At 67.1% G+C, this 16,291-nt stretch carries 16 protein-coding genes; 7 read left to right on the top strand and 9 right to left on the bottom strand.

Annotation, left to right across the window (positions count from 1 at the left end; translation table 11 throughout):
* Positions 1-132: 132 nt before the first annotated feature.
* Positions 133-1,521: an adenylate/guanylate cyclase domain-containing protein gene (locus OH686_RS20195; RefSeq protein WP_137971608.1), complete on the top strand. Its 1,389-nt coding sequence runs from the start codon at positions 133-135 to the stop codon at positions 1,519-1,521.
* On the opposite strand, the gene OH686_RS20190 is transcribed toward OH686_RS20195, so the two are convergent.
* From OH686_RS20190 to OH686_RS20180, 3 genes are all read right to left on the bottom strand, one after another.
* Complete coding sequence (locus OH686_RS20190) at positions 1,511-2,353, bottom strand: class I SAM-dependent methyltransferase (protein WP_289534769.1); 843 nt, start codon at positions 2,351-2,353, stop codon at positions 1,511-1,513. The genes OH686_RS20195 and OH686_RS20190 overlap by 11 nt on opposite strands.
* 83 nt (positions 2,354-2,436) lie before the next feature.
* On the bottom strand, positions 2,437-3,474 hold the full coding sequence (locus OH686_RS20185; protein WP_289534768.1) for a glycosyltransferase family 4 protein: 1,038 nt from the start codon (positions 3,472-3,474) through the stop codon (positions 2,437-2,439).
* Entirely contained in the window at positions 3,471-4,280 is an 810-nt protein-coding gene (locus tag OH686_RS20180) for a UDP-2,3-diacylglucosamine diphosphatase (RefSeq protein ID WP_289534767.1), read from the bottom strand. Before OH686_RS20180 ends, OH686_RS20185 begins: the two co-directional genes overlap by 4 nt.
* A 133-nt stretch (positions 4,281-4,413) precedes the next feature.
* Between OH686_RS20180 and OH686_RS20175 the strand changes: the two genes are divergently transcribed.
* The 3 genes from OH686_RS20175 (at position 4,414) to OH686_RS20165 (ending at position 6,637) form a co-directional block, all read left to right on the top strand.
* Entirely contained in the window at positions 4,414-5,163 is a 750-nt protein-coding gene (locus OH686_RS20175) for a helix-turn-helix domain-containing protein (RefSeq protein WP_289534766.1), read from the top strand.
* A 91-nt stretch (positions 5,164-5,254) separates the two neighbouring features.
* Positions 5,255-5,590 carry a tRNA-binding protein gene (locus OH686_RS20170; protein ID WP_279868186.1) on the top strand — a complete coding sequence of 112 codons (336 nt, stop codon included), beginning with the start codon at positions 5,255-5,257 and terminating at the stop codon, positions 5,588-5,590.
* 174 nt (positions 5,591-5,764) lie between these two features.
* Complete coding sequence (locus OH686_RS20165) at positions 5,765-6,637, top strand: DMT family transporter (RefSeq protein ID WP_289534763.1); 873 nt, start codon at positions 5,765-5,767, stop codon at positions 6,635-6,637.
* Here the strand turns inward: OH686_RS20165 and OH686_RS20160 are convergent.
* The 6 genes from OH686_RS20160 to recQ all read right to left on the bottom strand — a co-directional run bounded on the left by OH686_RS20160 (position 6,634) and on the right by recQ (position 14,382).
* Positions 6,634-6,912, bottom strand: a complete 279-nt coding sequence (locus tag OH686_RS20160) for an Rdx family protein (protein ID WP_137971601.1) — start codon at positions 6,910-6,912, stop codon at positions 6,634-6,636. The two genes, OH686_RS20165 and OH686_RS20160, sit on opposite strands and share 4 nt — an antisense overlap.
* Before the next feature lie 94 nt (positions 6,913-7,006).
* Entirely contained in the window at positions 7,007-9,070 is a 2,064-nt protein-coding gene (locus OH686_RS20155) for a FimV/HubP family polar landmark protein (RefSeq protein ID WP_289534762.1), read from the bottom strand.
* 252 nt (positions 9,071-9,322) lie between these two features.
* On the bottom strand, positions 9,323-9,757 hold the full coding sequence (locus OH686_RS20150; RefSeq protein ID WP_137971600.1) for a MarR family transcriptional regulator: 435 nt from the start codon (positions 9,755-9,757) through the stop codon (positions 9,323-9,325).
* Positions 9,758-9,875: 118 nt separating this feature from the next.
* Positions 9,876-10,880, bottom strand: coding sequence for a DUF2804 domain-containing protein (locus tag OH686_RS20145; RefSeq protein ID WP_289534761.1), 1,005 nt, complete (start codon positions 10,878-10,880; stop codon positions 9,876-9,878).
* An 85-nt stretch (positions 10,881-10,965) separates the two neighbouring features.
* Complete coding sequence (locus OH686_RS20140) at positions 10,966-12,126, bottom strand: GGDEF domain-containing protein (protein WP_289534760.1); 1,161 nt, start codon at positions 12,124-12,126, stop codon at positions 10,966-10,968.
* 105 nt (positions 12,127-12,231) lie between these two features.
* Positions 12,232-14,382 (bottom strand): DNA helicase RecQ, encoded by a 2,151-nt coding sequence (recQ, locus tag OH686_RS20135; RefSeq protein ID WP_289534759.1) that lies wholly within the window; start codon positions 14,380-14,382, stop codon positions 12,232-12,234.
* 129 nt (positions 14,383-14,511) lie between these two features.
* Between recQ and OH686_RS20130 the strand changes: the two genes are divergently transcribed.
* From OH686_RS20130 to lapG, 3 genes are all read left to right on the top strand, one after another.
* Positions 14,512-15,099, top strand: coding sequence for a UPF0149 family protein (locus OH686_RS20130; RefSeq protein WP_289534758.1), 588 nt, complete (start codon positions 14,512-14,514; stop codon positions 15,097-15,099).
* A 9-nt stretch (positions 15,100-15,108) separates the two neighbouring features.
* Positions 15,109-15,513 (top strand): YbaN family protein, encoded by a 405-nt coding sequence (locus tag OH686_RS20125; protein ID WP_289534757.1) that lies wholly within the window; start codon positions 15,109-15,111, stop codon positions 15,511-15,513.
* A 71-nt stretch (positions 15,514-15,584) separates the two neighbouring features.
* Entirely contained in the window at positions 15,585-16,283 is a 699-nt protein-coding gene (gene lapG, locus OH686_RS20120) for a cysteine protease LapG (RefSeq protein WP_354005264.1), read from the top strand.
* Positions 16,284-16,291 lie beyond the last annotated feature (8 nt).

Below are 16,291 nucleotides of genomic sequence, written 5' to 3'. Positions count from 1 at the left end.
ATTCGGCGGCCACGCTTGGCCGCCGAATGGCAGCTGGTTATGATCCCCTACCCGCCATAGCCTTGGCTCAGGTCTTGCAGCCGTTCAGGCGCTCGTCAGAAGCGTCAGAAAACATCAGGGATCGCTCCATCCATGAAGTCCAACGTCCAGGAAACACCCAGGGCGCAGCCTGCCCCGTTGCTCCGCGAATATTATTCGCGGGTGCTGGCCTACATCGCCCCCGCTGCTGCCGTTGCTGCCGGTACCTATAGCAACCACTTCGGCTACAACATCCTGTGGATGGTGCCGTACGCCCTGCTCTACCCGCACCTGGCCTATCACCTGGGCAACCGCTTCAAGCGCGATCATCCGCAGCAGACCAATCTGATCCTGCTGTTCCTCGACGCCATCCATGCCGGCGCCGCCGGCGTGCTGATGGGCTTCTCGATAGTGCCGACGCTGATGTTCCTGCTGACCCTGGCGTTCAGCTCGCTGATCGCCGGCGGCCTGCGCAACATGGGCCTGGCCCTGCTGATCGCCCTGGGCAGCATGGCGCTGAACACCGCGCTGATTCATCCGGAAATCAATATCGCAAGCCCCAGCCTGGTAGCGATGACCAGCATCCTGCTGACCACCCTGTATATCTGCATCACCGCCTTCTTCGTCCACGAGCAGGGCATGCGCCTGACCCAGGCACGCATCGAGATCAAGCGCGAGCAGGAAAAGGCCGCGCGCCTGGCACGCAACCTGGCCAAGTACCTCTCGCCGCAGGTCTGGGAAATGATCTTCAGCGGCAAGAAGCACGTGCGCCTGGAGACCCAGCGCAAGAAACTCACCGTGTTCTTCTCCGACATCAAGGGCTTCAGCGAGCTGGCCGAGGAGCTGGAAGCCGAGCAGCTCACCGACCTGCTCAACACTTACCTCAACGAGATGTCGAAGATCGCCCTCAAGTACGGCGGCACCATCGACAAGTTTGTCGGCGACAGCGTGCTGGTGTTCTTCGGCGACCCCTCCAGCCAGGGCGCCAAGAAGGACGCGGTGAACGCCGTGTCCATGGCCATCGCCATGCGCAAGCACATGAAGGTGCTGCGCCAGCAGTGGCGCGCCCAGGGCATCACCAAGCCGTTGGAGATCCGCATGGGCCTCAACACCGGCTACTGCACCGTGGGCAACTTCGGCGCCGACACGCGCATGGACTACACCATCATCGGCCGCGAAGTGAACCTGGCCAGCCGCCTGGAAAGCTCCTCGGAAGCCGGCGAGATCCTCATCTCCCACGAGACCTACTCGCTGATCAAGGACGTGATCATGTGCCGCGACAAGGGCCAGATCGTGGTCAAGGGCTTCAGCCGCCCGGTGCAGATCTACCAGGTGGTGGACTTCCGCCGCGACCTGGGCGCCCGTTCCAGCTACGTCGAGCACGAGCTGCCGGGCTTCTCCATGTACCTGGATACCAACGGCATCCAGAACTACGACAAGGAGAAGGTCATCCAGGCGCTCAACCAGGCCGCCGAGAAGCTGCGCGACAAAATCATCCTCTAAGCGCAGCGGCCCGCGCTTCGATCAGCCAGCAGGCCGCCTCGAACTCCACCCGCTCACCCCGCACGAACGGCGCGAAGGCCGCGCGCAAGCGCTCGACCAGCGCCGCCCTGGCGCCCTCCTCCAGCTCCTGCAGCGCGATGCCGACCGGCCCCAGCCGGCTCAGGTAAGGCACCAGCGCGGGCTCCGGCATACTCAGCGGCACGTCCAGCGGGCGTATCTCCACGCGATCCCAGCCGCTCGCCGCCAGCAGCTCGCGCACCCGCTGCGCCTCGGCGAAGGCGAACTGCCCCGGCGCGCCCGGGCGGCGTACCGGCAGCTGCGGCAGCCAGGGCGCGGCTGTGCGCTCGGCCAGGGTCATGAAGGGATTTTCCGCGGCGCTGCGCCAGACGATCAGGCGCAGCTTCGCCGCGTCGCTGGCCGCCCGGCGCAGGTTGGCGAAGGCGGCCCGGGGATCGGCGAAGAACATCACGCCGAAGCGCGAGATCAGCCGATCGAAGCTGGCGGGTTCGAACCCGTGGCTCTGCGCATCGGCGCAGACGAACCGCGCCCGGCTGCCCTCGCGCTCGGCACGCGCCTGGGCCAGGGCCAGCATCGGCGCGGAGACATCGACACCGACGCAGTCGGCAGCCTGGCGACGCGCCGCGGCCAGGGTAGTGGCGCCGGTGCCGCAGCCGATATCCAGCACCCGCTCGTGGGCCTGCAGACCGTCGAGCAGCAGCGGTTCCAGGGGGGCGAACAGGGCGTCCAGCAGAGCCTGGGACTCCACCCAGGCCTGGCCGGCTGCGCCGTTCCACAGTCGGCTCTGTTCGTCGAACAAGGCTTGCAGAGTCATAGAGTGCTCCTTCGTATGGTCGATGGGAGTACTCTGCCGGTTCAAGTCGACTTGAGGTCAAGCCCCGGCGTTTCGCCGGGGCGTCAGGTCGTCGGCAATCCGGCCACGTCGGCCAGCTCGCCGCACGGCTCGTCATCCAGCAACGGCTGCGTCGCCAGGAACTCTAGGGCCGAGGCGCGCCAGGACTGGTGCGCGGCCCGTTCGGCGCACACCGCGCGGTCCAGCTGCAGCGCCGCCCGGCAGGCCAGGCCCAGGTCCTCGGCCATCACCCCGGTAACGCCCTGCTCCAGCACATCCAGCGGCCCGGCCACCGGGAATGCCGCCACCGGCGTGCCGCAGGCCAGCGCCTCGAGCATTACCAGGCCATAGGTGTCGGTGCGCGAGGGGAACACCAGCACGCTGGCGCCGGCGAAGGACTGCGCCAGCGCCTCGCCCTGCTGGAAGCCGAGGAAACGTGCCTGCGGGTAATCGTGCTCCAGCACCGCCCGTTCCGGACCATCGCCGACCACGCGTTTCTCGCCCGGTAGTTCCAGGTCGAGGAACGCCCGCAGGTTCTTCTCCGCCGCCAGGCGGCCGACGTAGAGAAACACCGGCTCGGCCGGGGCTTGCAGCTGCGGGCGGAAGCACGCGCGGTCCACCCCCTTGCGCCACAGCCGCAGCCGACCGAGGCCCTGGGTGGCGAACTCCTCGCGCAGGCGCTCGGTGCTCACCAGCACCGCCTGGCTGGGCCGATGGAAGCGGCGCAGGTAGGCGTAGCCCCAGCTCAGCGGCAGCCACGCCCAGCGGGTATGCACGTACTCGGGGAAGCGGGTGTGGATGGCGCTGGAGAACACCAGCCCGCGCCGCGTCAGCCAGTGCCGCGCCGCCCAACCCAGCGGGCCTTCGGTGGCCAGGTGCACGCAGTCCGGACGGAAATCGCGGATGGCCGGGCCGACCCGCCACAGGTCCCAGGCCAGGGGAATCTCCGGGTAGCTCGGGCACGGCAGGTGGCTGAAGTCCTGCGGCGACAGCACCTTGACCAGATGACCGAGGCCGCGCAGCTCGCCGACCAGCGCCTGCAGGCTGGTAACCACGCCGTTGACCTGGGGATGCCAGGCATCGCTGACGATGAGAATCCTCATGCCGCCTGCCCGAGAGTCGCCAGCGCGTCGGCCTGCGCCTGCTCATCGGCCAGGCGGTAGAGCTGGATGCTGCCGTCCAGGTGCTCGATCAGCGCCGTGCAGGATTCCACCCAGTCGCCGCAGTTCATGTACTCGACGCCGCCGACCCGACGGATCTCGGCATGGTGGATATGGCCGCAGACGGCGCCGTCCAGGCCGCGCTTGACGCATTCGTGGGCGATGGACTCCTCGAAGTCGCTGATGAAGTTCACCGCCGTCTTGACCTTGTGCTTGAGAAACGCCGACAGCGACCAGTAGCCGTAGCCCCAGCGCTCGCGCCAGTGATTGAGCCAGCGGTTGAGGGTCAGGGTGAACTCGTAGGCCGAGTCGCCGAGGAAGGCCAGCCACTTGTGGTAGCGGGTGATCACGTCGAACTGGTCGCCGTGGATCACCAGCAGGCGGCGACCGTCTGCCGTGGTGTGCACCGCCTCGTCGACCAGCTGGATATTGCCGAGCATCAGCGTGGAATAGCGGCGCAGGAACTCGTCGTGGTTGCCGGTGACGTAGATCACCTCGGTGCCGCGCTTGCTCATGGTCAGCAGGCGGCGGATCACGTTGGTGTGCGCCTGCGGCCAGTAGATGCCACCGCGCAGTTTCCAGCCGTCGATGATGTCGCCGACCAGGTAGATGCGGTCGGCCTGGTAGCGCTTGAGGAACCCGGCCAGGCGCTCGGCCTGGCAATCGCGGGTACCGAGGTGGACATCGGAAATCCACAGGGTGCGGACATGCTGCTTGCGGCTGGGCTTGCTGCGCTCGGCGATGCTCATGGGCGGACTCCGGCTGGGTTTAGCCGAGATTGCGCGCCAGCGGTGAAATGACCATGACAGGCGAATGACGATTAGATGACAACCAGCGCGGCTGCTCCGGCATGTACACTGACCGCTCGATCAGGAGTTCGCCATGCAACAGCTGCTCTCCCTGCGCCACTACCACCACGAACAGATCGCCCACAGCCACGAGCATGCCCAGCTGGTATTCGGCCTCAGCGGCCAGCTGGACTTCGAAGTGGGCGGGCGCGGCTGCCAGGTCTCCAGCCTGAGCCTGGCCGTGGTGCCGCCGGGCGCTCACCACGCCTGCGCCAGCCCCCTGGGCAGCCAGTGCCTGGTATTGGATGTGCCGATGGATGGCTGGCTGCAGCAGCGTCTCGGCCACCACGCCGATGCTAGTCGCCGCCTGTTGGAACGCCCCGGCCGCTTGCAGCTCGACCCGGCTCAGGGCCAACTGGTCAACTGGCTGGCAGCCAGCCCGATCAACGACGAAGTGATCGGCCAGCAAGGCGCCGCCCTGTTGCTGGCCAGCCTGAGCAACGCCGCCGCGCCCGCACCGATCACCCTCGGCCTGCCGCTGGCGAGGATCGATGCCTACATCGAGCGCCACTGCGCCCATCCGCTGCAGGTCGCCGACCTGGCGCGCCTGTGCGGCCTGTCGGCGGCGCGCTTCCATGCGCGCTTTCTCGCCGAGACCGGCCACACGCCGATGGAACATGTTCGCGCACTGCGCCTGCAACTGGGCCGCCGTTGGCTGCTGCAGAGCCGCCTGCCGGTGGGCGAGATCGCCGCGCGGGTCGGCTACGACTCGCAGAGCGCCTTCACCGCGGCGCTGGTCCGCGAGTTCGGCCTGACGCCGCGTCAGCTGCGCACCAGCGCCTGACGCGAGTCGCGCGACAAACTCCGCGAGTCCTGCGACAGACCGCTGTGCGCGGCACGCCTAGACTCTGCCGATCATCAGGAGAGTTGTCGTCATGCAGACCATCGAATGGCAGGACTTCGAGCGCGTGGAGCTGCGCGTCGGCACCCTGCTCAACGCCTACCCCAACGACAAGGCGATCAAGCCGGCCTACGTGCTGGAAGTGGACCTCGGCGAGCTCGGGGTGAAGACCTCCAGCGCCCAGCTCACCGCCCACTATGGCGCCGCGGAACTGATCGGCCGCCAGGTGCTGTGCGTGTGCAACTTCGCGCCCAAGCGGATCGCCGGCGTGCGCTCCGAAGTGCTGGTAACCGGCGTCTACGATCAGGACGGCAAGGTGGTATTGGCCAGCTTCGACAAGCCATTACCCAATGGCGCGCGCCTGGCCTGAGAGCCATTTCAATACCTCACTGCGCTTCGGCCATGCGTCGTTAAAACCGGCCTCGGGATGCTCATTTACAGCAAGTAAACTCCGCTCCCTCGGCCAGTTTTGCCTAGCCTGGCTCTAGCTCGCAAGGCCTTGAAAGGACTCTTCATCTATTCACTCTGTCCCCTGGGAAAGTCCATGCAACACCGCACCGCCATCTTCGCCCTGCACCTGGGCGCCCTGTTCTTCGGCCTGTCCGGCATCTTCGGCAAGCTGGCGCTGGCTGCACCGCTGGTGATCGTGTTCGGCCGCGCCCTGTTCGCCGTCGCCGCCCTCGGCGTATTCGCCCGCCTGGGCGAGCCGCTGGCGGCCATCAGCTGGCGCCGACGCCTGGCCCTGGCTGGCGCCGGCCTGCTGCTGGGCGGGCACTGGTGGGCGTTCTTCATCGCAGTGAAAGTCTCGGGCGTGGCGGTGGCCACCCTCGGCTTCGCCAGCTTCCCGGCCTTTACCGTGCTGCTCGAGGGGCTGCTGTTCCGCGAGAAGGTGCGCCTGGCCGAATGGGGCGTAGTGGCCCTGGTCAGCCTCGGTCTGGTGCTGGTCACCCCGCACTTCGACCTGGGCAGCGATGCCACCATCGGCCTGGCCTGGGCGATCTTCTCCGGCCTGCTGTTCGCCCTGGTCTCAGTGTCCAACCGTGCCACCACGGCCGGGGTGAAGCCGGCCCAGGCCGCGCTGTGGCAGAACCTGGCGATCCTGCTGGTGAGCCTGCCACTGGCCTGGTCGGCGCTACCCGAGGTGCGTGCGCTGGACTGGCTGTGGATCGGCCTGCTCGGCCTGCTATGCACGGCGCTGGCGCACAGCCTGTTCGTCGCCAGCCTGCGCGTGCTCAATGCGCGCAGCGCCTCGGTGGTATTCGCCCTGGAGCCGGTCTACGGCATCGCCTTCGCCTGGTGGTTGTTCAACGAGCAGCCCGGCCTGCGCATGCTGTTCGGCGGCGCGCTGATCCTGCTGGCCACGGTGCTCTCGGCGCGCCTGAGCAAGCGTGCGGCGAGTGTCGAGGATATGGCCTAGCGGTCGTTATGGCCCAGGTCGCGCTCGGGGTCGATGAGGTCGCGCAGGCGCTGCTTGAGCACCTTGGCCTCGGGGAAGCCGCCATCGGCCTTGCGCTCCCACAGCTGCACGCCGTCGCAGACGATGCGGAACACCCCGCCGGTGCCCGGCTGCAGGCTGACCATGCCCAGTTCGTCGGCGAAGGTACTGAGCAGCTCCTGGGCCAGCCAGGCGGCACGCAGCAGCCATTGGCACTGGGTGCAGTAAGTGATCACCACCTCGGGTTTGCTGGTCATACGGCGGCTCCTGGCCTGAATCGGGGCGCCATGATAGCGCCGTAGAAAGGACAACGCCGTGGGCATGCCACGGCGTCGGCCTTCCCGCCCTTGATCATGCGATCTTCGCCAACAGCTCCCGGGCGCGCTCGCGCTCCTCCTCGTCACCCTCGCTGATCACCTCGTTGAGAATGTCGCAGGCGCTACCGATGTCGCCCTGCTCGATATAGGCCAGCGCCAGGTTCAGCTTGACCAGATGCTCGCGGTTGCCGGCCAGGTGATCCAGGTCGCTGTGCAGCGGCCCCTTGGGCTCCTTGGCCGGCTCCAGCGACAGGTCGTCGTCCAGCACCCGCTCCTGGGGCAGCTCGGCGAAGGACTCCAGCACCTCCATCTCCAGCACTTCCGGCAGCTCCTGCAGATTGGAGCGGAAATGCGGATCGGGCGCCTGCTCCTGCGCGGCCCGCGCCCGCCCCGACTGCTCTGGCCGGAACGGGCTGACCAGATCCCAGTCGGCGTCCAGCGACAGGTCGTCGAGATTGAGCTGGAACTCGTCCGGCGCCACCGCGAGCGGCTCCGGCTCGTCCAGCTGCAGCACCGCGTCGGCCAGCGGCACATCCTGCTGCGGACGTTGCAGGGCGGCGTAGCGCGCACGGATCTGGTCAACCTGCACGTGGCTGGCGCCCAGCTCGCGCAGCCGGCGCTCCTGCTCGAAGAAGGCGGCGGCATCGCCCAGCTCGCCGTACACCTCGAACAGGCGCAGGTGCAGATCGAGCCGCTCGGGATGCTGGATCAACGCCTTGCGCAGGACATTGCCGGCATCGGCGAAGCGCCCATAGGCGATATAGATATTGGCCCCCTCCAGCGGGTCGGCCGCGCTGGCGGGCATACGCCGCGCAGGGGGCGGTGCCACTGCGACAGGCTGGGGCACCTCCTCGTCTTCCTCGATCTCCGCTTCGACCTCTAGCGGCGGCTCGGGCACTACCGCTGGCTGCGGCCTGGCCGGCACCTGCACCTCCGGCCTGGACTCGGGCGCGATAGGTCGGCTCTGTGGCTCGGGCTCGCGCACCGGGCGCCGGCGCCCCAGGAGCCAGGCCCCTACCAGCAGGATGAGGATCAGCAAGGCGCTGCCCAGCCACAGCGCCCAACCCCAGCCGCGCTCGGCCGGCGGCGGGGCGGGCTGGCTGGCAGGTGGAGCCACCGGTTGCGGCTCGGCAACCACGGGCGCGGGCGTCGACTGTCGCTGCTGCAGATCGTCGCGGATCTGCTGCAGCTGGCGATCCTTCTCGGCCATCTGCGCCTGCAGCTGGACCAGCTGGCTCTGCAGAGCGTCCACAGCGCTGCGCAGTTCCTGGTTCTGCGCGGTGACGCCGGCCAGCTCGGCATCCACCTGGCGCCGCTCAACCTCGAGCGGTGCTACGGCGGCCGGCTGCTCGGCGGGCTGGTCGATCGCTTGTGCGACCGGCGCATTGCTAGCGACTGGCGCGGCCGATGCCGAGTCGGGCAACAACAGCTCGGCCTCGGCGCGCAGACGATTGCGATCACCGCCGCTGAACGCGTCTGGGTTGAGCGCATGCAGGTCGGCCATCAGCGCTTCGCGGCTACTCGTGCTGCCGCCGGCCTGCAGGCGCCCGGCGATGGTCCACAGGCTGTCGCCACGCTGCACCCGATAGCGCTCGCCACGGCTGGCCAGCGGCATTGCCCGCGGTGTCGCCGGGCGTACCACCGGCGCCGCAGCTTCCCGGGGCTGCTGCGCCAGGCTCGCCTGCGGGCTGAAGGCGGCCGAGCCTGGCGGGTCGATCAGCACCGTGTATTCGCGCAGCAGGCTGCCTCCCGGGCGTGCCACCTCGATGATGAAGTTCAGGTACGGCTCGCGCACCGGCTTGCTGGACGCCACCCGAATCAGGTTGCGTCCACCGCCCAGCACCGGGGTGAAGCGCAGGTCGTTGAGAAAGTAGAAACGATCGACACCGGCGCGATTGAAGTCTTCGACGCTGGCCAGACGTACCTTGATCTCGTCGGCGCTCAGGTCGCCGACTTCGAGCAGTTCGATCTGCGCGTCGAGCGGCTGGTTCAACGCCGAGTGCAAACTGATTTCGCCCAACCCCAGGGCAGGCACCAGGCCCGAATAGAAGACAGACCCCGAGGCGAGGCCCAGCAGCAGGTGACGGATACGAGCCATAGGCTCCTCCCCGACACGGCCTGACCGGCATATCCCTGGGCGTAATGATTATCCCCGGCGGGTCTGGCGTGTGCTCACACTGTCGGGCAGGCGCTCCCTTGCGGCCCGGCAAGCCCGCCCAGAGAGGTGGTACGCGTGTACCGAACTGGCGAGCATAAGGGCAGCTTAAGAAAGCACCGAAACAAACGCCAACGGCGATTTATGCTAAATCGCGATAGGTAAATGCTTGTATGTAACGGAAAGACCTGTAGCTCAGGTCTTTTCCAGATTGCCCAGAATGCGTGCGTGAACGCTCTGGCACAGGCGCTGCTCTTCTTCGCTGACGCCGGCGAACAGCTCCTTGCGCAGCTGCAGGGCAATGCTCTCGATCTGCTCGATCAGCGGCCGTGCCTTGGCGCTGAGCACCACCTTCTTGGCCCGACGGTCTTCCGGCACGGCGATGCGCCGCACCAGATCCTGGGACTCCAGGCCATCGAGCAGGCGGGCCAGGGTCGGCCCCTCCACGCCCACGGTCTGCGCCAACTCACGCTGGGTCGGCGCCTCCTTGAGCAGGGCCAGGTGGAGGAGAACCAGCCAGCGTGCCTGGGACAGGCCGAGGCCGGAGAGACGCCGGTCCAGCTCGGCGCGCCAGGCGCGGGAAAGCTGGGCCAGCTGCATACCGAAACTGTGGTGCGCGAAGTTGTGCATAAGAAGACTCTCACTGGTCTCTGCCGCCGCCCACTCCCCGAATCGTGTGGACAGCAGAAAAACCTAATTATTAGTCAACTAACCATAACTCCGAGAAAGCGAGTCGCCAAGCCCGCTGTCACCATTTGACATACTGATCCTCGACGAAGCCCCACAGGTTGTCGATCACCAGCGGCGGCCTGCCCGGCGGGCGCAGGGTACCCTGGAAGCAGCCGAACACCTGCTTGAAGTTGCTGGCCAGCACGCCCAGGTTCAGTTGCTCGCGATGCAGGCCGTGGCCGCGGAAGTTCAGCTCCACCTGACCGTCGCCAGAGACGATGCGCCAGGGTTTCAACGGGTCGTTGCGATCGAACTGAAAGTGCACGCCGCCGACCGGCATCAGGGCGCCGTCCAGCCAATAGCAGTTTTCGCTGAAGCTGGTCTCGTTGACGCCGCAGGACAGGTTCAGCCCCACTCGTGTGCCGGCCACCTCGCCGGACAGGCAGGCCCAGTTCCAGAAGGTCTCCGGGCGCATGTAGCCGGCCGACCAGTCGTGGTGGGCGAAGGCGTTCAGCGCCTGCAGGTCGAAGTCCCCCAGCTCGCTGCGCACGCTGCCCCGGCAGCGCACGCCGGCGACCTTCTGCGCATAGACCCAGCCGTTCACCGCCGTCGGCGTGCAGATGCACATGGGCGCGAATTGCTGCTCGGAGAAGCTCGCCTCGATGCGCGTGCCGTCGTCCAGCTCCACCAGCAGGTGCTTGTCGCTGCCGCGGTTGTCCAGGCGCAACAGGTTGGCGCCGCTGCGCAACTCGCAGAGGCCGTCGTTGGGCTGCTGCGAGAACGCAGTGCCATGCCCCAGCGGCCGCTTGAACTCGCGCTCGATCATGCGCCCGCTGGCCGGGTGGAACAGGTAGACGAAGCCCGCCGTGAGCAGGCTGATGTCGGCCAGGGCGCAGCCGCCGATCAGCTCGTCACTGACGATGCCGAAGTACTGGAACTGATGAAAGCGCCGCCACTTGGCCAGGGTGCCGAGGCGGCGTCCCATGGGCGAGCGGAAGTCGAAATCGCGCCAGTTCACCTGGCCCGGTGCGGCCGGGAAGATGCCGTAATGGGGTTGGCCGTTGGCCTGGATCAGTCGTTCCATGATTACTGCCGGCAGAGGAAAGCGCCGATGCTAGCAGTCGCGTCGAAGGCTGCCAGGGACGATTCACGCCAGCACGGGGGGCGCTTCAGGTCACCACCTGGTTGCGACCGAAGGCCTTGGCCTCGTAAAGGGCACGGTCGGCATGCTCGAACAGACTGTCCATGGCCAGGTCCGCCGCCGGTTGCAGGCAACATACGCCGACCGAGAGGGTCAGCACCGTCGCCGTCTGCGAACCCGCGTGCTCGATAGCGCGGGCCTCCAGGCTCTGGCGCAGGGTCTCGGCGCGCTGCCTGGCCTCACTCGCCGAGATGTCGTAGAGCAACACGGCGAACTCTTCGCCGCCCAGGCGCGCCGCCATGTCCAGTGGACGCCGCGCCGCCTGCAGCAACACCTCGCCAACCTGCTGCAAGGCGCGGTCGCCGGCCTGGTGCCCGTAGTGATCGTTGTACGCCTTGAAGTGGTCGACATCGCACAGCAGCAGCGCCAGCGAGCGCTCTTCGCGCTGCGCCTGGCGCCACAGGCGGCCCAGCTCGCGGTAGAAACTGCGCCGGTTGTGCAGGCCGGTCAGGCCGTCCTGATCGGCCAGCACGCGCAGCAGGCCGCTGACCAGAAAGTGCTCGCGCGACTTCAGCTCCAGCTGGTAGCAGCCGATCGCACCGATCAGGTTGCCGGCCAGCAGGAACAGCAGGTTGTTGAACAGGCGCTCCGGGGCCAGGCCGCCGAGCCACTCGAACAGGCCGTAGGCGAGCAGCACCAGAAACGAGGTGATGACCGCCTCGACCAGGCGCAGGCCGACCAGGAAGTAGGCGGCGATGCAGACCAGCAGCAGCCCCTCATAAGGGAAGGACGGGTCCTGACTATGCCCCAGGGCGATGATGGCCGCCGCGCCAAAGCCCATGGCGCCGATGCAGGCGATGCCCAGCGGCGCCGCCAGCTGCGAGTGGCGACGACTGAGGATCACCCGTCCGCAGGCCAGCAGCAGCAGCCCCACGCCGGCGCGAATGGCCAGCAGGGCCGCCAGCAGCGGCCCCTCGATCATCCAGATATCGACACCGGCGAAGGCCAGCCAGACCAGCAGGGCATAGACCACCGCGACCCGTTTCAGCTCCAGGGTGTCGCGCAGCACGTAGGCGCGATATTCCCGCTCCAGGGACGGGGCGAAACGCAACAAGCGATAGCCGCGAGACAGTTGCTCGGCGTAGGGATTGGGCGGAACCTCGCCCAGCCAGTCGGGATGCAGCGACACCAGGACCTCGCTTATCGATCGCTTGGGCTAACCCTAGCGTTTTGAGAAACACGTCACAAGTTTGCCGCCAACGAATTGGCGTAAAGAATCGTTATCGGCGCGACATCAGACCTCGAACTCGGCCTGCAGCGCGGCACGCACACAGTGCAGCACGCCCTCCGGCACTTGGCCGGCGAACTGCTCGACAATGGCCGCCACCGGCGGCAGCTCGCCCTCGCCATCGAGGAAGGCATCCTGGATCTCGCCAAGCAGCACCTCCGGCAGATCCAGCGCCTGCTCCAGCGACAGCTGCTGGCTGGCGATGGCCTCGGCCAGCAGGTTGTACACGCTCTTCTCGCCGCAGTTCAGCTGGCTGGCGATCTGCGCCGGCGTCATGCCGGCGCGGGCCAGACTGACCAGTTCGTGGCGCAGATCGGTGACCGCCTTGGGCGCCTCGGCGGATTCACCACCGTTGAGCACTTCGAGGAAGGCTTCGCCATAACGTTCCAGTTTGCGTGCGCCGACGCCGCTGACCTGGGCCATCTCGGACAGGTTGCGCGGCTGACTGCGCAGCATCTCCAGCAGCGTCGAGTCGGGGAAGATGACATAGGGCGGCACGCTGTGTTCCTCGGCCAGCTTGCGCCGCAGGGTGCGCAGGGCCTCCCACTGCTCGCGCTCCTCGCCACGCACCAGCTGGCTGGCGCTGCTGCCGCTGGCCTTGGCGGCTTGCTGCGGCTTGAGGTCACGCCGCAGTTCCAGAGTCACTTCGCCGCGCAGCAGCGGGCGGCAGGCGTCGCTCAGGCGCAGGCCGCCGTAACCGTCCAGATCGACGTCGGCCAGGCCGCGCGCCACCAGCTGGCGGAACAGGGTGCGCCAGTCGCCTTCGGCCAGCGCCTTGCCGATGCCGAACACCGGCAGGTGCTGATGGCCGGAGGCGCGGATCTTGTCGTTCTCGCGGCCCAGCAGGATGTCGACCAGGTGGCCGACGCCATAGCGCTGGCCACTGCGATAGATGGTCGACAGGGCCTGGCGCGCCGGCTCGGTGGCGTCCCAGGTCTGCACGTTGTCGACGCAGGTGTCGCAATGGCCGCAGGGTTTCTCCAGCACTTCGTCGAAGTAGGCCAGCAGGGCCTGGCGGCGGCAGCGGGTTTCTTCGCAGAGGGCGAGCATGGCGTCGAGCTTGTGCTGCTCGATGCGCTTGTGGCGCTCGTCGCCCTCGGAGTTGGCCAGCATCTGCTTGAGGAACACCACGTCCTGCAGGCCGTAGGCCATCCAGGCGTCCGCCGGCAAGCCATCGCGGCCGGCACGACCGGTCTCCTGGTAATAGGCCTCCAGCGACTTGGGCAGATCCATGTGGCAGACGAAGCGCACGTTGGGCTTGTCGATGCCCATGCCGAAGGCGATGGTCGCCACCATGATCAGGCCTTCCTCGTTGAGGAAGCGCTTCTGGTGGTAGGCACGCAGCTCGTTGGGCAGGCCGGCATGGTACGGCAGCGCCGGGAAGCCCTGAGCGCTGAGGAAGTCGGCCACCTCCTCGACCTTCTTGCGCGACAGGCAGTAGACGATGCCGGCGTCGCCCTTGCGTGCAGCCAGGAACGCCAGCAGTTGCTTGCGTGGCTGATCCTTGGGCTGGATGCGGTAGAAGATGTTCGGTCGGTCGAAGCTGGAGAGGAAGCGCTCGGCCCGTTCCAGGTGCAGACGCTGGACGATCTCTTCGCGGGTACGCATGTCCGCCGTGGCGGTCAGGGCGATGCGCGGCACATTGGGGAACAACTCGGCCAGCTGGCTCAGCTGCAGGTATTCCGGACGGAAGTCGTGGCCCCACTGCGACACGCAGTGCGCCTCGTCGATGGCGAACAGGGCGAGCTGCGGCAGGCGCTGCAGGAAGTCCAGCATGCGCGGCTGCACCAGGCGCTCGGGCGCCACGTAGAGGAACTTGATCTCGCCGCGACGAATGCGCTCGGCGATATCGCGCTGCTCCTCGGCGCTCAGGGTCGAGTTGAGCGCCACGGCGGCCACGCCTAATTCGTCGAGCGTGGCGACCTGGTCTTCCATCAGTGCGATCAGCGGCGAGACCACCACGGCCAGGCCTTCGCGCAGCAGCGCCGGCACCTGGAAGCACAGCGACTTGCCGCCGCCGGTGGGCATCAGTACCAGTGCATCACCACCCGCGGCCACGCGCTCGATGATCGCCGCCTGCTTGCCGCGGAAGGCGTCGTAGCCGAAAACATCCTTGAGGATGCGCAGTGCCTGGGAATTGGGTGCCTGGTCGAGCATGCCGGTCTCCATATGAAGCGGCGCAGTATACGCGAGCGATGACGGCGGCAGGCCATCGCCCGTCGGCCGTGCTTTTGCGGGCCTGGGCGGCTAGAATCCCGATGTTTACTCACTCAAGGTAGTCCCACGATGTCCTTCGCCGAGCAATTGTCCCGCCTGCAAGCCTTCCTCGATGCCGATGATCTGCACGAAGAAGCTCTGGACTACGTGGCCGCCCATGGCTACCTGACCGCCCTCTGCATCTGCCCCGACCAGGTGCCGGAGCGCGAGTGGATCGACGCCCTGTTCGCCGAGCCACCGCACTACCGCAGCGAGGCCGAGCGCGAAGAAATCGAAATCACTCTGCAGCTGCTCAAGGCCCACATCGCCCGCCAGCTGGCCAGCGACGACGAGCCGGAAATCCCCTGCGACATCGACCTCGGCGACGAGCCGGACGACTCTGACCTGCGCGGCTGGTGCATCGGCTTCATGGAAGGCGTGTTCCTGCGCGAGGCCGTGTGGTTCGAGGACTCCGAAGACGAAGTCAGCGAGTTGCTGCTGCCGATCATGGTCGCCTCCGGCCTGTTCGACGAGCAGCCGGAATTCGCTGAGATCGCCCGCGACCGCCAACTGGTGGACAGCATGGTCGACCAGATCCCCGAACTGCTCACCGCCCTGTTCCTGCTGTGCCAGGCGCCGGAAGAGAAACCAGCCCTTCTCAAACCCCGCCACCACTAAGCCGCGCCCATGGCGCACCGCGACATCCAGCAGAGCCGCCACCGCAGCGTGCGTTACGCGCTGCTGGCGATCGGCTGGCTGAGCGTGGTGCTCGGGGTGATCGGCATCTTCGTGCCGGTACTGCCCACCACGCCCTTCCTGCTGCTGGCCGCGGCCTGCTTCGTGCGCAGCTCCAGACGCTTCTACCTGTGGCTGGTCAACCACCCGCGCCTCGGCCCGTGGATTCGTGACTACCTGGAAGGCAACGGCATTCCGCTCAAGGGCAAGGTCTATGCCCTGGGCCTGATGTGGGCCAGCATCGGCCTGTCCTGCTACCTGGTGCCGCTGCCCTGGGCACGTGCCTTCATGCTCACCAGTGCGGTGCTGGTGAGCCTCTACATCCTGCGTCAGAAGACCCTGCCCAGCCGCCGCTGAAGCGCACCGCGAAAGCGGAAAAAACGTGACGCGCTGCCTACACTTCATCCACCTCTCGTGGAGACATTTCCATGCCGTTGCGGCCGAGCATTCAGGGACGAGCCAAGCGCCTGCCGCCAGGCCGGCTGCTGCTTGGCGCCCTGCTCGGCCTGCTGCTGGCAATGGTGGCGCGCGCCAACTGGGACTTCGGCCTGATCCTGCAGAATGCCGAGCAGCGCTACGGCAACCTGGGCGTCGCCAAGGGCCGCATCGAGGCCTGGGACGAGCTGATCATCACCAGCACCAACCTCCCCGAAAACGAGAAGCTGGCCGCGGTCAATCGCTTCTTCAACCGCCAGTTCCGCTTCTCCGACGACAGCCGCAACTGGCGGCAGAACGACTACTGGGCCACCCCCGTCGAGGCGCTGATCAAGGGCGCCGGCGATTGCGAGGACTACTCCATCGCCAAGTACTTCACCCTGCGCCGCCTGGGCGTGCCCAGCGACAAGCTGCGCATCACTTACGTCAAGGCACTGCGCTACAACCAGGCGCACATGGTGCTCACCTATTACGCCAGCCCCGGCGCAGAACCCCTGGTGCTGGACAATCTGATCGGGGAAATCCGCCCCGCGTCCCAGCGCAAGGACCTGCTGCCGGTCTACGCCTTCAATGCCGAGGGCCTGTATCTGCCAGGCCAGACCGGCAGGAAGAGCGACACCAAGAAGCTGTCACGCTGGCAGGATCTGTTGAAGAAGATGCGAGCCGAAGGCTTCGACATCGGAGAGGGTTAGGAGAGGCC

Origin of the sequence: Pseudomonas sp. SO81, assembly GCF_030374125.1 — a bacterium.
Lineage (GTDB): Bacteria > Pseudomonadota > Gammaproteobacteria > Pseudomonadales > Pseudomonadaceae > Aquipseudomonas.
Note: the sequence above shows the minus strand (reverse complement) of the source record. Positions and strands in the feature narration are given on the sequence as shown.

What these genes read in the sequence shown, in the direction of transcription:
- OH686_RS20155 (WP_289534762.1), bottom strand. Translation starts at nt 9,070, where the DNA reads ATGGCTCGTATCCGTCACCTGCTGCTGGGCCTCGCCTCGGGGTCTGTC.
- OH686_RS20145 (WP_289534761.1), bottom strand. Translation starts at nt 10,880, where the DNA reads ATGGAACGACTGATCCAGGCCAACGGCCAACCCCATTACGGCATCTTC.
- OH686_RS20180 (WP_289534767.1), bottom strand. Translation starts at nt 4,280, where the DNA reads ATGAGCATCGCCGAGCGCAGCAAGCCCAGCCGCAAGCAGCATGTCCGC.
- lapG (WP_354005264.1), top strand. Translation starts at nt 15,585, where the DNA reads ATGCCGTTGCGGCCGAGCATTCAGGGACGAGCCAAGCGCCTGCCGCCA.
- OH686_RS20195 (WP_137971608.1), top strand. Translation starts at nt 133, where the DNA reads ATGAAGTCCAACGTCCAGGAAACACCCAGGGCGCAGCCTGCCCCGTTG.
- OH686_RS20170 (WP_279868186.1), top strand. Translation starts at nt 5,255, where the DNA reads ATGCAGACCATCGAATGGCAGGACTTCGAGCGCGTGGAGCTGCGCGTC.
- OH686_RS20125 (WP_289534757.1), top strand. Translation starts at nt 15,109, where the DNA reads ATGGCGCACCGCGACATCCAGCAGAGCCGCCACCGCAGCGTGCGTTAC.
- recQ (WP_289534759.1), bottom strand. Translation starts at nt 14,382, where the DNA reads ATGCTCGACCAGGCACCCAATTCCCAGGCACTGCGCATCCTCAAGGAT.
- OH686_RS20165 (WP_289534763.1), top strand. Translation starts at nt 5,765, where the DNA reads ATGCAACACCGCACCGCCATCTTCGCCCTGCACCTGGGCGCCCTGTTC.
- OH686_RS20150 (WP_137971600.1), bottom strand. Translation starts at nt 9,757, where the DNA reads ATGCACAACTTCGCGCACCACAGTTTCGGTATGCAGCTGGCCCAGCTT.
- OH686_RS20175 (WP_289534766.1), top strand. Translation starts at nt 4,414, where the DNA reads ATGCAACAGCTGCTCTCCCTGCGCCACTACCACCACGAACAGATCGCC.
- OH686_RS20130 (WP_289534758.1), top strand. Translation starts at nt 14,512, where the DNA reads ATGTCCTTCGCCGAGCAATTGTCCCGCCTGCAAGCCTTCCTCGATGCC.
- OH686_RS20185 (WP_289534768.1), bottom strand. Translation starts at nt 3,474, where the DNA reads ATGAGGATTCTCATCGTCAGCGATGCCTGGCATCCCCAGGTCAACGGC.
- OH686_RS20190 (WP_289534769.1), bottom strand. Translation starts at nt 2,353, where the DNA reads ATGACTCTGCAAGCCTTGTTCGACGAACAGAGCCGACTGTGGAACGGC.
- OH686_RS20160 (WP_137971601.1), bottom strand. Translation starts at nt 6,912, where the DNA reads ATGACCAGCAAACCCGAGGTGGTGATCACTTACTGCACCCAGTGCCAA.